This is a genomic window from Allobosea sp. GW821-FHT10B12 (genome assembly GCF_059415545.1).
The window spans coordinates 298,191-311,255 of record NZ_JBWKNL010000006.1 but is presented as its reverse complement, the minus strand read 5'-3'; the positions used below and the strand labels follow the sequence as shown (position 1 = coordinate 311,255).

Here is a 13,065-nt window from a genome sequence, read left to right as displayed (position 1 = left end):
GCGGAAGATCTCGCCATCGAGATCGTCGCGCGGTCCGGCGCATAATAGAATAAGCTATCGGAAAGGACGGCATTTAGCCTCGAGCGTTCAAGGACATCAGAACTTCAATCAAAAAAAGTCCATCCACGATCGGAGCCATAACGCATGATGTCTCCTCGTGAAGACAGGCCCAGTTTCCTGCACGCGCGGAAGCGATAGGTTTCAACCGATCTGACACTCAGTCCAGTCTGACGCGCGATGCTTTTGTTCGAATTGCACGAGACGACGAGCCGGAGAATCTGCATTTCGCGTTCGCTTAGATCATCACCAGCGCCGCTTCGATCCAATAAGGTTCCGATGGACAGTGAAGCTTCCAGGGCCCCATCCAAGTACAGCCCGCCGCCTCGAACGGCCGCTAACGCTTGCAGCAGACGGTCGCTCGAAGCGCCATTCAGCAGATAACCTGCGATACCCATGCGGAATGCCGCCTTGATCGATCTCGCATCGCGATCTTCGCACACGAGCAAGATCAGGATGAGCGGTGATACGCCCAAGATGCGCCCTAGAAACGCGAGGCTGGCCGGTGTCAACGTACCGATGCAGATGATCGCTACTTCGGGGCTCTGCGAACGAGTGAATTCGACCGCGTCTAACATCGTCAATGGCACGCCAATGATGGCCGTGCCGGGAACTGCGCCGACAAGTGCGTTAAGGCCAGCAAGCATGATTGGCTGATCGCCAAAAAGCGCAATCCGCTGCTGAGATGGCGCCGGCATTTTCACGAGCCCTTCCAGGGGCAGCATTTCCGGGGATTCAGACAGGATCAGTAACAGCGTGATGGAAAGTAAAGATTCTTCATCGGCTTGAATGAAAGCGCGGCCTTCAAGGAGTTTGCGTGTCTATTTCTTTTCCATGCCCAAGCGATTGAACATCTGGGTTATCGCGTTGTCTTGACGACGTGGCCGAACGGACCGATCTGCGTTGTGTTGTCTCGGTGAACCATTGATCTGCGCTTCACCGATGACCCGTTCCCGATCGTCGAGACCCCTCACGCGATACTGAGGCTCGCCATGGACCAGAGAGGGCAAGCTGCGCGTGACCTTATAGAGCCCGACGGCATTCTGGTCGTGAAAGCCGAAAGTCAGGCTGACCTGGTCGCCGACGTCATAGTGATGCGCCATCTCTATCTCCTGCCCGCTGTCAGCCTGAGGAGCTGAGCCGAACAGTAGCACATCGCATTGAAATTAAATCAAAAATCGGAGCTCTCGTGACCATGGTTCGACAGGAATGCCGTGGAGGAATAGGGTTCCCTCGAACCGGCTGCTCCATTGACAGCGAGCCTCCCAGTTCCCAAGCATGTGACACCAATCCGCGGGACGCCTTTCCCCGGAACGCCGCGAGCGCGGTCAGCTCGATGGAGTGATCGCATAAGCCTGGAAGACGGCGCCGTAGAAGCAGCCGGAAGCGACGAGCACGAAGGCGTGCCAGATGGCGTTCTGGAACGGAAGGGTCTGCCAGACGTGGAAGACCACGCCCAGCGTGTAGAGAAGGCCGCCCGACACGATCAGCCACAGGGCGATGCCCGGAAGCTGCGCGATGCTTTCCCAGGCAAAGACGCCGCTCCAGCCGATCAGAAGATAGAGCGCGATCGAAACGCGATCATATCGGCCCGGCAAGGCGATCTTGAGCAGGACGCCAACGGCCGATGCGATCCAGACGACGGCGAGAAGGACGTGCGCCACGACGCTCTCGCCCATCCTCGCCAGGAACGGAGTATATGTTCCCGCGATTAAAACGTAGATCGCCGAATGGTCAAAGCGACGCATGAGCCACTTCACCGGTGAAACCGGCAACATGTTGTAGACGGCAGAGATAATCAGGACTGCCATCAGCGCGGAACCATAGATCGCAACCGGGACCACCGCGGGCACCGGGGCCGCTGCGACGACGCGCACAATCAGATACGCGACCGCGCCGATGCCCAGCACGATTCCGAGCACATGAATCAGGCCATCAGCCCAAAGCTCGGCGCGATTGAAATGGCAGCGCCCTTGTGTCGGTCGGTTCAACTCATGCCCTCTCGCGGTCGCGCCATGTCACTTGTAGCCGTCACGGGACGGCGTTGATAGCAAGCCCGTCTGGGATTGATATGACGACAGCCAAGGAGCGATCCGCCAAGTGATTTCCGGCGAGCCTTTCGGGCCCCTGGAGCATCGGGCGCCCAAGCATAAACCGGAATACGAATCGTTCGTTCTTAATTGCGAATCTCAACGGAGAAATAAAAAGCTTATATTAAAAGACAATCAACCCCACCTAAAACGTGATATGATGTTTGACGGAAGATTTTCTTCCGATTCGGAAAGTCCGACATCATGAAAATTCTAGCAGAACTGAAGCCGGCCGCCTGGGGCGCCGTCGGCGGAGCTATTGCCCTCGCGATCATCGGTTTCACCTGGGGCGGCTGGGTGACGCAGAGCACGGCGGAGCGAGAAGCCAGGACGCGTTCGAGCACTGCTCTTGTGGCGGCTCTCTCGCCGATCTGTGTGGCGAAGTTCCAGCAGCAGGCCAATGCGACCGAGCAGCTCGTCGAGTTCAAGAAGATCAGCTCCTGGCAGCAAGGCGATTTCATAGCGAAAGGTGGATGGGCGACCATGCCGGGCAGTTCCTCGCCAGATTCTGACGTTGCCAAGGCCTGCGCGGCAGCGCTGGGCGTTCCGAAAACCTGAGGTGGTTTGTTCGTCGCGCGGCATCGCGACCAGTCTGCGCCTTGTCGCGCGACGCATCTGCTCGGCGTCGCGCAGCAACGGCCCCAGCGCACCCACGCTACGCCTGAACCTGGTCCACCCGGGAGGATGATCCGATGAGCCTCCACTCCCCCAATCCGATCCGGCGATATGACACCGCACGGGGCTGCGTGTGCTTCTGGGGCTCCGATTCCGCCCTGGAGATCGCATTCGAGGTCGAGCTCGCAGCGTTGCGCAGCATCGACGCTTCGGCGGGCACGGGCGAAGCATCGATGCTGCGAACGTATGATGAGCATCTTGCTGCCATCCGGAAGGCTGCCGGGGCAGCCTATTCCCGCAAGCGCCAGAGCTACCATCGCTTGACTGCCGCCGACTTCTAATCGCGCTCGAGCTTCTCCCCGGACGGGTGGCTCCCGGACTTTCCGGAGGCTTCTGGCTGCCGCGGCGTGACCTTTCCGGCAGCCGGCGCGGGTTTGGCCAACGGCGCCCTCAGGGCGTTTGCCGGCTTATTGGTGTTCGCAGCCGGCTTCGGCTCGATCGTCCTGAAACGGATCATCACTGTCCTGTCGGTTGGCTGGCACTCACTGCATGAACTCGGTCCCAAGGGACCGCCGCCCAAGAGCTCAGAACGCTACTTCCTCATCGGCGCTGCAGCCTTCACGACCGCAGCGGCAAGACTATTCGGGGCGGGAGCTGCAAGCTTCGGCTTGTCCTGTTTCGGCTTCTTGGCCTCTCGGTTCCCGCGTCGTTCGCCTTTTGACATGCCGTTCTTGTCCTTGCTCAGAGATCGCAGGTCGCGATCTCTCGGGTTCGTATCGGCTGGAGAGCTGGGAGTCTCGCAGCCAGTCGCCCATCGAAATGCGCATGCGGGATTGCAAGCGCGGATGTCACTCAGGAGGAGCGATCAGGTGCTCGGTGCAGTGCGGCCGGCTAGCAGCTGCCGCGGCTACCTGGGGGCGAACCCAGGCGAGTCCTATCGAAGCAGAGTTGCAGCCTAGGCCAGGGCAGAGGAAAGCGCACGTTGTTTCTTCGCGGCTATGCCTGGGGGCCGCGCTTTAGTCCGCCGGGAGCGTGTGTGACTCATCCGAGGATGGACCGATACAATTCGAGATAGCGATCGGCCATTCGCTCGACTGTGAAGCGCGCCGCGACCGCTGCCCGGCAGGCAGCGCGGTCGATCTCGGGGAGACGTGCGATCGCAGCCACGGCTTCCTCAATGCTATCGACCAGGAACCCGGTCACGCCGTGCTCGACCAGCTCCGGCATCGAGCCGCGCCGGGAGGCGATGACGGGCGTGCCGCAAGCGAGGGCCTCGATGACCGACAAGCCGAACGGCTCCTCGAAGTTGATCAGGTGCAGCAACGCCTTGGCCGAACCGAGCGCATGCGTGCGAGCGGTGCCGCCGACTGGCCCGAGATAGACCACTCTCTCGCTTTCGAGCGCGGGCGCGACCTGCGCGTCGTGATAGCCGCGGTCCTGGACGATGCCAGCCATGACCAACCGGCGCCCGGCTCCGCGCGCGGCGGTGATCGCCTCGGCCGCGCCCTTATCGGGGTGGATGCGGCCGAAGAAGAGCAGGTCGTCGCTCCCGATCGGATCGAACGGGAAATCCTCGATCGGGATGCCGTGATGGATCGTCGCGGCATAGCGCAAATCGCGATGCCGGTCGGCGGCGCTGATCGCGACATAGTGGACCCGGTCCTCATAGGCCTTGAAGGCCGGCAGGATGCGCGGCGAGGAGAAGCCATGGATCGTCGTCACCACGGGCGTGTCGACCAGCCGCGAGAAGGCGAGCGGCACGAAATCGGCCTGGTTGTGGATCAGGTCGAACTCGCCGGCGCGCTCGAAGACATGGGCGACATGCAGCAACTCCCAGACCTTGGCGTCGATCGTCGGATCCTCGGAATAGGGCGCCGGGCAGATGCCGGCCAAGGTGCCGGCCGTATGGCTGTCCCGGGTGGCGAACAGGGTGACATCGACGCCGCGCGCCACCAGCGCCTCGGTCAGCAGGCTCGTCACCAGCTCCCAAGGGCCATAATGACGCGGCGGCGTGCGCCAGGAGATCGGCGCCAGCATGGCGATGCGCATCTGTTCGCCCCTCCCTCTGGTCAGTCGGCGAGCGTCAGGATCACGCCCTCGTTTGGCCGCAGCAGCAATACGCCGTCCAGCACAGGCTTCACGCTGGCGAGCGTGGACAGGAGGGGCCGACAGTCATGCGCCCATTCCGGCAAGGCCAGACGCTGCGGCTGCTTTCCCAGGTTGAGCGCTACGACAAGCCGATCCGTATCGTGTCGGCGCTCATAGGCAAGGATATCGTCCTCGGCATCCAGCAGCACGAAATCCCCGATCGCCAGGGCAGGATGGGCGCGCCGTGCCGCGAGCAGCCGGCGATGCAGCGCCAGCATCGAGCCCGGCTCGGCCGATTGGCGCGCCACGTTCCGGGACGCCCAGTCGGGGTTAAGCGGCAGCCAGGGTCGAGCTGTGCTGAAGCCGGCATACGCGCCGTCGTCCCACGGCATCGGCGTGCGGACCGGGTCGCGCCCAAGGCCCTTTCCTGGCTCACGCAGCTCGCGCGGGTCCTGGATCTGATCGGCCGGGATCGGCACATCGCTCAAGCCTAGCTCGTCGCCATAATAAAGGGTGGGCGTGCCGCGAAGGGTCAGCAGCAGCATCGCCGCGACCCTCGCCTGGCTTTCCCCCAGCCTGGTCGCGACGCGCGGACGATCATGATTTCCTAGCACCCAGTTGGGCCATGCGTCGGGCGGCAGCGCCGCCTCGTAGGCGGCGATGAGCGCGGCGAGCGAGCGTGCCTGCCAGGGTGCCTCGATCAGCTGGAAATTGCCGGGCAGATGTACGCCGGGCCGGCCTTCGCCATAATAACGCATCAGCCGCTCGACCGGCAGGTAGATCTCCCCGATCAGCAGGCGCTCGCCCTGTCCTGCGACTTGATATTCATCCGCAACGGCACGCATGCCGGCTGCGATGCAGTGGACCTCGGGCTGGTCGGTCGAATGCAGCTGGAGCAGGCGATCCATTTCGCCGAGTGCTGGTGTGTAGGCTGGGTTCGGCGGGTTGTTCGGGAACTCGACGGCCTTGATCAAGTGCCAGAGCACGTCGATGCGAAAGCCGTCGACGCCGCGGTCGAGCCAGAAGCGCAGCACGTCGTGCATCGCCGCCTGTACAGCCGGGTTGCGCCAGTCGAGGTCCGGCTGCTGCTTCAGGAAGGCGTGGTAGTAGTACTGGCTGCAGGCCTCGTCCCATTCCCAGGCCGATCCGCCGAAATCGCTGATCCAGTTGTTGGGCGGCCCGCCTCCGGGGGCAGGATCGCGCCAGAGATACCAGTCCCGTTTCGGATTGCTGCGCGAGGAGCGACTCTCGGCGAACCAGGGATGCCGGTCGGAGGTATGGTTCGGCACGAAATCGAGCAGGACCTTGAGCCCGCGCGCATGGGCCTGCGCAAGCAGGTCATCGAAATCGGTGAGCGTGCCGAAGCGAGGATCGACGTCGCAATAGTCGGCGACGTCATAGCCGAAGTCAGCCATCGGCGAAGGATAGATCGGCGAAATCCAGATCGCGTCGATACCGAGCTCCGCGAGATAGCCCAGCCGTCGCGTGATGCCCTTGAGGTCGCCGATCCTATCGCCGTTGCTGTCCTGGAACGAGCGCGGGTAGATCTGATAGATCACGCCGCTCCGCCACCATGGCGCGGGCGTCATCGCCTCAACGCACTCGGCCGAAACGCGCCGGCTTCGCTTCCGAGCAGGCTCGCCGCAAACCGGAACAAAAGCCCTCGGGCGAGGGTTTGTTCCTGATGACCAGTTCCCACAAGATTCCATCGATCCGTCTAAATCCTGGCCCGCAGACAGAAGGCTCGCCGGTCGCCGACCACGACATGGAGCTGACGCTTCCCGTGGATGCGCCGCGAAATGTCGTTCGCAAGCGGCAGCAGCGGGCCGTGCGCTCGCTGGCAGGCCAGCATATCGATGCGACGCTCTCGGAACTTCCAATTTCCGACGAGGCCAAGGCATCGCGTAAGGCGAAGCTGATCGAGATGCCGGACGGGACGCCGGTTAAAAGACTCGCGAAGCAATCTAGATTGGCATAGCCCGTGCCAATGTGTTGCCGGTCGACGTACGTCATTCATCGGCATCGGGAGGCACGCCTTCCGCAACGCGCCGGCAGGTTCCCCGGGTAAAGCGCTCGATCTCGGCCAGCGCGGCATCGAGCGACCGGAACGGACCTCGCCGCATGGCTTGCATCGTCTCGATCGCCTGGCCGGCGGGATAGATCATGAACTCGCCCTGCGTCCTGTCCTCGACATATCCCATCGCTCGACCGAGCAAGTCGGTTAGCAGCCAGGCCGTGCCATCAGGCTTCCGCGAAACGTTGATGTCCAAGCGAACTCCATGGGTCAAAACCCGATCGGCAGGCCCGAAGGGTGGGCTTCGACCAGCCGGGCCAGCGGTCTTCTCGTCGAGGACCTCGGACGAGGTCATAGCGTCCGTGTCAAACAGCCCGTTTACGCTTGAGCGGCGGCACCGACTCTGCAGTGGCTCGGTCGGCTGCCTCCTTCTGCAGCCGCAATGCCCTCAAGCGCGCCGTGTTGGCGTCGCGCGCCTGATTGATGCTCTCCGTTTCGGACAGCACGCGATTGCGCGACATCGACTGGGTTTGCGTTCTCAGGAACGCGGCATCTGCGGTCACGCGGGATTTCGAGTTCTCAGGCAAGTGTCTTCTCCGAAGTGGATTGGTTTGGGGCAGGAGGCCGGCCGCGCAGCGAGCGTCACCCGACGCGGCTGCGCGGCGATCGGGGCCCGTCCGAAACAATCTGGTCATGGCCGATCGCCCGCTCATGGCCGTCGGCGCCGCGAACGCGGTACTCGCGCTCGCCGCTCGCCCGCGTCGGCATGATCCGCACGATCTCGTAGTCGCCGGAACCGGACTGATCGGCGAAGCCGAAGGACAGCCGGACCACGTCGCCAGGCGTGATCGAGTGTTGGGCCGTGGGCTTATCTTGGGTCATGTTCATGCTCCTTTTCAGGGCGGGCGCCCTGCCGCAAATCGTGTGTCTCGTCCGCGGCGACGGGGCTCAGGGCCTGCAGCAGCGCCTCGATCCGGATCGTTGCGAAATTGCAGTAGGTGTCGGAAACCGCGTAGGGCAGGACGATCTGGTCCCGATGGCGCATCGCACCGCAGGTGTAGACGACGTTGGGAACATAGCCCTCGCGCTCGGACGGCTCCGGCCGGACCAGCGGCTCGCGGGAACGCGCCAGCACCTTCGACGGATCCTGCTTGTCGAGCAGGACTGCGCCGATCGCATAGCGCCGCACCGGCCCGACGCCATGGGTGAACAAAAGCCAGCCTTCGTCGAGCTCGATCGGCGAGCCGCAGGTCCCGATCTGGATGAACTCCCAGGGGTATCGCGGCTTCAGGATCGCGACGCCGCCGTCCCAGTTCATGAGATCGTCCGAATAGACGAGATAAAGGTTCTCGTTGTCCTGCCGCGCGATCATGGCGTAACGGCCGTGGATCTTGCGCGGGAACAGCGCCATGCCCTTGTTCACGGCGGCGCTGCCTCGTAGCGGCGACATCCGGAATGAAAGGAAGTCGGTGGTCTCGATCAGCTCGGAGCGTATCCCCCTGCCGTTATAAGCTGTGTAGGTCGCGCGGAACACGCTTCGCCCACCCTCGTCGAACTCGACGAAGCGCGCATCCTCGATTCCGTTCGACTGCGAGGCCGTGATCGGAAAGATCACTCGCTCGCTGATGTCGCCATCCGGGGAGAACGCCACTTCGACGTCGTCGCCATCGAGGCGCACCATCCGGTTGCGGAAAGTGGCGATCGTCGCGAGGCGCGAGGTCGGATCGACGCTCAGGCTGCCATCGGCGGCGATCGTGCCGGAACGGAAGGTCAGGGACGAGATGTGTCCCTCGCCGACCGCGCGCAGGCTGAGGACGAAGCGCCGCCCGCCCGGCGGAGCGCCTGACTGGTCGGGATGCGAGACGATGCTCGGGTTGAAGAGGGCCGCCGCCTCGAACGAATACTCGTGCAGGAAATAGGATCCGACCAGTTGGCGCTGCGTCCTGCTGAACTCGCAGTGCGTTGTGAACACCTCCTCCATCTCGTGAGCGCGTGCCTCGAAGCGCTCCAGCAGATTCCGGTGCCGGCCGTTGAAGTTTTCGAGCACCTCGGCGAGCTGGCTTGCTGCCGCATCTTGGCTCAGTCCCATCACGCGAGCAACGATGTGGTTCGCGCGCAGCTTGTCGGTCGGGTTCATGTCTCGCGGATCGGGTGAAGGCCCGAAGCGGCGCACCACGACCCGAGCGGGATCGGGGTGCAGGTGCAGAGCCTGCCGGTTCAGGAAGGTGGCTTGCGGCAAGGCGGCCCCAGTTCGGTTTGTGCGGATCGCCGGAGGCTCAGGCGTGCAAGACCCGAAGCGGCGCCAGTTTCGGGCGGTCCCCACTCATACGGGAGAGCTGGCGAATCTCGGCGAGGCTGAGAAGGTAGGATACCACGGATTCACCGCCGCGGTTCTCATTCGGCCGATCGCGGTGGAGACCATCGCGGCAGGCGCCGGTTTCGAGATCGACCAGTGGTGTCGACAGATCGTTCTCGCCCATGAACCAGGCGAAGGCGCGCACCGCTTCCGCCCGCCATTGCGCGTCGCCATCAGCCCGCCAGGCGGCAAGGCAGGCCGAGACGGTCGCCGTGGCCTCCAGGGGCTGCTGGTCGAACGCCTTCGGCGGGCTGAGCCTGTCGCCGAAGCTCTCCGAGCCCACCGGCCGGAACAGGCCGGCAGGTGTGCTCTGCACCCCAACCAGCCAGCGCAGCGAGCGCAGGCCGGCTTCGACATAGGCGGGAACCTGCATCGAAAGCCCGGTGGCAATCAAAGCCTGTGGCAACCGGGCATTGTCATAGGAGAGACCTTCCTCGAACCAAACCCAGTCCGGCGTCTCGACCGTCGACAGCAAAGCGAGCAGACGGTCCGCCAGCAGGGAGCGCAGCTGGATGGTGGAGGACGGCGCCGCGACCACGGTGCAGTAGGCGTCGAGGCCGAGCAGGGCGAATCCCCAGGCCCGAGGCGAACTGAAGCTCTCGACCGTGGGCACGGCCTCGGCGAACAGCGCGGCGGCCCAGCGCCGCCGTGACGGACTGGTGCCGCTGCGCGCGCATTCGCCGAGAGCCCAGAGCGTCCGGCCATGGCTGTCCTCCGAACCGACCTCCTCGAGCCAGCGTCGATCGAAGCTCATGAAGTTGCGGAAACGCCGCGCCTGCGGATTCCAGGCGTGCTGGACGAAGGAGGCGAACCGCGCCGTCAGAGGCTCGGGCAGGTGCTGCTCGCCGGCGCTGCCGAGAAGGCAGGACAGCAGCAGCGCCCGGGCGTTGTCGTCGACGCAGTAGCCGTGCGCGCGATCCGGCACGGAATGGACGGCGTGCTGGAAGAGGCCAGTGTCGTCGCACATGCAGAGGAGGTGATCCGTCCGCAACTCCGGTGGCACGGATGGCTGCAGAGGTGGTCTTGTCTGCGCCGTACCGGCAATCACGTTCAGCACACGGCCACGCCGCGCCGCCTCGAATGTGGCGAGGTAGCGCTTTGCGGTCTGCTCCCAGGTCATGGAGCGGCTGCTGGCATAGGCGCGCCGGCGCATGGCCTGCCGCCTGGTCGAGTCAGTCAGCAATCCCGCGATCTCGTTGCCGGTCGCGACGACGTCGCTGAACGGCACCAGCACGCCGCGGCCATCGGCGAGCAGTTCCTGGGCATGCCAATAGGGCGTCGAGACAACCGCTTTTCCGAGCCCGAAGCTGTAGGCCAGAGTACCCGAGGTCATCTGCGCCTCGTTGAGATAGGGCGTGACGTAGACGTCGCACATCGAGATGAAGCCGAGCAGCGTCTCGCGGTCGACGAACTGGTCGAGGAGGACGACGTGATCCTCGATGCCGAGTTCATGGACGCGATTCTGCAAGCCGATGCGATAGGCTTCGCCTTGCTCGCGGACGAGATGGGGATGCGTCGCCCCCAGGACGACATAGACGGCATCGGGCCGGCGCCTCAGGATCGACGGCATCGCATCGATCATCACCTCGATGCCCTTGTTGGGTGAGAGCAGGCCGAAAGTCAGGATCACCGAGCGGCCGGCGAAGCCGAGCCTCGCTTTGGCCTCGTCAGGCTCGACGAAAGCGAAATCGGGGATGCCGTGCGCGATCACCTCGATCTTGTCTGCGGGAAGCCGGTAGATCGTGCGCAGCATGTCGCGCCCTTTCTCCGCCATGACGACGACGCGGGACGAGGCATCGACAATCCGCTCCATGACGCCGCGCTGTGCCGGGCTCGGCTTCGACAAGACGGTGTGAAGCGTGGTGATGACCGGCATCGTCAGCCGTGACAGCAATCCGGCGACATGCGCGCCGGCTTCGCCGCCGAAGATGCCGAATTCGTGCTGCAGCGAGACGACGTCGAACCGGCCCTCGTTCAGGAAGTCGGCAGCGCGCGCATAGTCCTCTATCCGGTCGTCGCGGATCTGGAACCCGACAGAGCCCGGATAGTCGTAACCGTCGCTATCGTTCATTGCCACGATCGAGGTCGCCAGATCGGGGTCCGATGCGGCGACCGCCTGCTGCAGATCCGTGGTGAAGGTCGCGATGCCGCAGCGGCGCGGCAGCGAGTTGCCGATGAAGGCAATGCGGTGGAGTGCGGTCATGCTCGTGCCTCTGGGGTTGGAATCTGCGCTTTCGCCATCGCGGCGAGCAGCAGAGACCCGCGGATCGTGGCCTGGGCCGGGACGCCCGCATTTCGGTTTGCGATCGGCCGAAGAAGGTCACGGTCGGGCAAGACGGCATCATAGGCGACGAGGCAGGTCAGCCCCGTTCGCCCGGTGGCGAGATGCGTGGTCTGCGCCTGCACGAAGTAGCCTTCGCCAATTTGCGCCCGCCACGGGCCGATCCGGCCCTCTCCGGCAATCACGAGCAGCCAGGTCTCGGCCTGCGCGCGCAGTTCCCATAGGGATTCCGGCGCGAGTTCGAAACGCTCGAGGGTGAAGAACGAGGTCACCAGGAGCAGCGTCCTGGCATCGCTCAGGCGTCGCGCCGGTACTTGCTTTGCGGCTGGTCCGGCATGGGCGGCGGCAACAGCGAGCTCGATATGGAGCTCGCGCTGGCGACCGTAGTCGAACAGGCGAAAGGTCGTATCGCTGCGCTGCTGGATCTCCGCAAGCACGAGGCCTGGACCGATCGCGTGTATCGTCCCCGCCGGCACGAAGATGACATCTCCCGCCGCGGCGGTTTGCCAGGACATGCGCTCGGCGATCGAGCCGTCCTCGATCGCGGCTCGTAGTTGCGCTTGCGAGAGCGACGACTGCAAGCCGAGCGCCACCGTGGCGCCGGGCTCGGCAGCAAGCACATACCAGGCTTCGGTCTTGCCGCGCGCAAGCCCCATCGCATGGGCTGCGTCGTCATCCGGATGCACCTGGATCGAGAGAGCTTCGCGTGTGAACAGCAATTTGAGGAGCAAAGCGGGCTCAAGAGCCGAATCGTGACGCTGTAACCAGATTTCGCCGATGGCGGCGTCGTGATGATCGATACCGCTCCACGGCAGGAGGTCGTGTGATCCCCAGGGTTTCGGTACGGCCTGCAGGCGAGCAAATTCGAGGGCCATGGCGAACTCCAAAATCGCCGGGCTTCAATGGTTCGACGGGATTGCCGAACGACGCTGCGGCGGGGCCGGCAAGGCATAGATGTCGGCGAGGGGGCCGCTCTTTGCGGGCCTTGCCTTTATTGGGCGCCTGAACTCCGGCGCGGAGCTCTCAGCTCCTGGTGATCAAGGCAGCTGCTGATCGTTTTCAAAGGGTCGTAGCGATGTAGGTCGACTCGATCGGAGCCATCGGATGTGTAGAATCGGGCGTTCAGATAGCCGGCAAATAAATGAGGCCACCCACGCCGCCAAGCCAGCCCGCACATGCTCTCGATTGCGTCCTCGTTTTGGTCGACTTGGTATTCCCCGGCCGGAAACGGCGTCTTGAGGCCGGGCCACAAAAATCGGCACGAAAAGTGGACGGTGACCTGCTCGGCGCGATTGGTCGCTGCGGTTCCTTCCAAAACAGACAGAGTTTTCTGACGAGCGAAGTCAGGCGCGCCCGGCGGCAGCCCGACCGCTCGCGGTCAGTAATTTTAATACCGACCGGTCACGCTCGAAAATGGGATAAATTTCTTCTGATACAAGGCTCAAAATAATTCTCTCGCAGAGATATCGTAAAATATAGTTCTGATCGGATATTTTATTTACAGGAATTCCCTTTAAAACGTTGATTTCGTGGATTAATAGCTAGTATCTAAGATTTTTGGATA

At 63.4% G+C, this 13,065-nt stretch carries 14 protein-coding genes; 3 read left to right on the top strand and 11 right to left on the bottom strand.

The window, feature by feature from the left end; all coding sequences use genetic code 11:
• Positions 1–104: 104 nt before the first annotated feature.
• The 3 genes from AC07O0_RS21550 to trhA form a co-directional block, all read right to left on the bottom strand.
• Positions 105–782, bottom strand: coding sequence for a response regulator transcription factor (locus AC07O0_RS21550; protein WP_494625726.1), 678 nt, complete (start codon positions 780–782; stop codon positions 105–107).
• A 96-nt stretch (positions 783–878) separates the two neighbouring features.
• Positions 879–1,160: a hypothetical protein gene (locus tag AC07O0_RS21545; protein WP_494625725.1), complete on the bottom strand. Its 282-nt coding sequence runs from the start codon at positions 1,158–1,160 to the stop codon at positions 879–881.
• A 225-nt stretch (positions 1,161–1,385) separates the two neighbouring features.
• Positions 1,386–2,048, bottom strand: coding sequence for a PAQR family membrane homeostasis protein TrhA (gene trhA / locus AC07O0_RS21540; RefSeq protein ID WP_494625724.1), 663 nt, complete (start codon positions 2,046–2,048; stop codon positions 1,386–1,388).
• Between the two features lie 303 nt (positions 2,049–2,351).
• Here trhA and AC07O0_RS21535 point away from each other — a divergent pair, with 303 nt between their 5' ends.
• Together AC07O0_RS21535 and AC07O0_RS21530 are read left to right on the top strand one after the other, a co-directional pair.
• Positions 2,352–2,705 carry a hypothetical protein gene (locus AC07O0_RS21535; protein ID WP_494625723.1) on the top strand — a complete coding sequence of 118 codons (354 nt, stop codon included), beginning with the start codon at positions 2,352–2,354 and terminating at the stop codon, positions 2,703–2,705.
• A 134-nt stretch (positions 2,706–2,839) separates the two neighbouring features.
• Positions 2,840–3,103 (top strand): DUF1488 family protein, encoded by a 264-nt coding sequence (locus tag AC07O0_RS21530; RefSeq protein WP_494625722.1) that lies wholly within the window; start codon positions 2,840–2,842, stop codon positions 3,101–3,103.
• A 700-nt stretch (positions 3,104–3,803) separates the two neighbouring features.
• Here AC07O0_RS21530 and AC07O0_RS21525 read toward each other — a convergent pair.
• Entirely contained in the window at positions 3,804–4,811 is a 1,008-nt protein-coding gene (locus tag AC07O0_RS21525) for a glycosyltransferase family 4 protein (RefSeq protein ID WP_494625721.1), read from the bottom strand.
• Positions 4,812–4,831: 20 nt separating this feature from the next.
• Entirely contained in the window at positions 4,832–6,439 is a 1,608-nt protein-coding gene (locus tag AC07O0_RS21520; RefSeq protein ID WP_494625720.1) for an alpha-amylase family glycosyl hydrolase, read from the bottom strand.
• 95 nt (positions 6,440–6,534) lie between these two features.
• Between AC07O0_RS21520 and AC07O0_RS21515 the strand changes: the two genes are divergently transcribed.
• The gene (locus AC07O0_RS21515; protein ID WP_494625719.1) at positions 6,535–6,828 is read left to right on the top strand and encodes a hypothetical protein; all 294 of its coding nucleotides are present in this window, start codon (positions 6,535–6,537) and stop codon (positions 6,826–6,828) included.
• A 31-nt stretch (positions 6,829–6,859) separates the two neighbouring features.
• Here AC07O0_RS21515 and AC07O0_RS21510 read toward each other — a convergent pair whose 3' ends face one another.
• From AC07O0_RS21510 to AC07O0_RS21485, 6 genes are read right to left on the bottom strand one after another with little or no spacing between them, the layout of a single operon-like run.
• Positions 6,860–7,219 carry a hypothetical protein gene (locus tag AC07O0_RS21510; RefSeq protein WP_494625718.1) on the bottom strand — a complete coding sequence of 120 codons (360 nt, stop codon included), beginning with the start codon at positions 7,217–7,219 and terminating at the stop codon, positions 6,860–6,862.
• Between the two features lie 10 nt (positions 7,220–7,229).
• Positions 7,230–7,451, bottom strand: coding sequence for a hypothetical protein (locus tag AC07O0_RS21505; RefSeq protein ID WP_494625717.1), 222 nt, complete (start codon positions 7,449–7,451; stop codon positions 7,230–7,232).
• A gap of 55 nt (positions 7,452–7,506) precedes the next feature.
• Positions 7,507–7,746 (bottom strand): hypothetical protein, encoded by a 240-nt coding sequence (locus tag AC07O0_RS21500; RefSeq protein WP_494625716.1) that lies wholly within the window; start codon positions 7,744–7,746, stop codon positions 7,507–7,509.
• On the bottom strand, positions 7,733–9,103 hold the full coding sequence (locus tag AC07O0_RS21495; protein ID WP_494625715.1) for a glycoside hydrolase family 130 protein: 1,371 nt from the start codon (positions 9,101–9,103) through the stop codon (positions 7,733–7,735). The genes AC07O0_RS21500 and AC07O0_RS21495 overlap by 14 nt, the downstream gene beginning before the upstream one ends.
• Positions 9,104–9,140: 37 nt before the next feature.
• Positions 9,141–11,423 (bottom strand): glycosyltransferase family 4 protein, encoded by a 2,283-nt coding sequence (locus tag AC07O0_RS21490; protein ID WP_494625714.1) that lies wholly within the window; start codon positions 11,421–11,423, stop codon positions 9,141–9,143.
• Positions 11,420–12,376, bottom strand: a complete 957-nt coding sequence (locus AC07O0_RS21485) for a class I mannose-6-phosphate isomerase (RefSeq protein WP_494625713.1) — start codon at positions 12,374–12,376, stop codon at positions 11,420–11,422. Before AC07O0_RS21485 ends, AC07O0_RS21490 begins: the two co-directional genes overlap by 4 nt.
• Positions 12,377–13,065: the final 689 nt, after the last annotated feature.

What these genes read in the sequence shown, in the direction of transcription:
- AC07O0_RS21510 (WP_494625718.1), bottom strand. Translation starts at nt 7,219, where the DNA reads ATGACCTCGTCCGAGGTCCTCGACGAGAAGACCGCTGGCCCGGCTGGT.
- AC07O0_RS21535 (WP_494625723.1), top strand. Translation starts at nt 2,352, where the DNA reads ATGAAAATTCTAGCAGAACTGAAGCCGGCCGCCTGGGGCGCCGTCGGC.
- AC07O0_RS21550 (WP_494625726.1), bottom strand. Translation starts at nt 782, where the DNA reads ATGCTGCCCCTGGAAGGGCTCGTGAAAATGCCGGCGCCATCTCAGCAG.
- AC07O0_RS21525 (WP_494625721.1), bottom strand. Translation starts at nt 4,811, where the DNA reads ATGCGCATCGCCATGCTGGCGCCGATCTCCTGGCGCACGCCGCCGCGT.
- AC07O0_RS21500 (WP_494625716.1), bottom strand. Translation starts at nt 7,746, where the DNA reads ATGACCCAAGATAAGCCCACGGCCCAACACTCGATCACGCCTGGCGAC.
- AC07O0_RS21515 (WP_494625719.1), top strand. Translation starts at nt 6,535, where the DNA reads ATGACCAGTTCCCACAAGATTCCATCGATCCGTCTAAATCCTGGCCCG.
- AC07O0_RS21485 (WP_494625713.1), bottom strand. Translation starts at nt 12,376, where the DNA reads ATGGCCCTCGAATTTGCTCGCCTGCAGGCCGTACCGAAACCCTGGGGA.
- AC07O0_RS21545 (WP_494625725.1), bottom strand. Translation starts at nt 1,160, where the DNA reads ATGGCGCATCACTATGACGTCGGCGACCAGGTCAGCCTGACTTTCGGC.
- AC07O0_RS21530 (WP_494625722.1), top strand. Translation starts at nt 2,840, where the DNA reads ATGAGCCTCCACTCCCCCAATCCGATCCGGCGATATGACACCGCACGG.
- AC07O0_RS21520 (WP_494625720.1), bottom strand. Translation starts at nt 6,439, where the DNA reads ATGACGCCCGCGCCATGGTGGCGGAGCGGCGTGATCTATCAGATCTAC.
- AC07O0_RS21490 (WP_494625714.1), bottom strand. Translation starts at nt 11,423, where the DNA reads ATGACCGCACTCCACCGCATTGCCTTCATCGGCAACTCGCTGCCGCGC.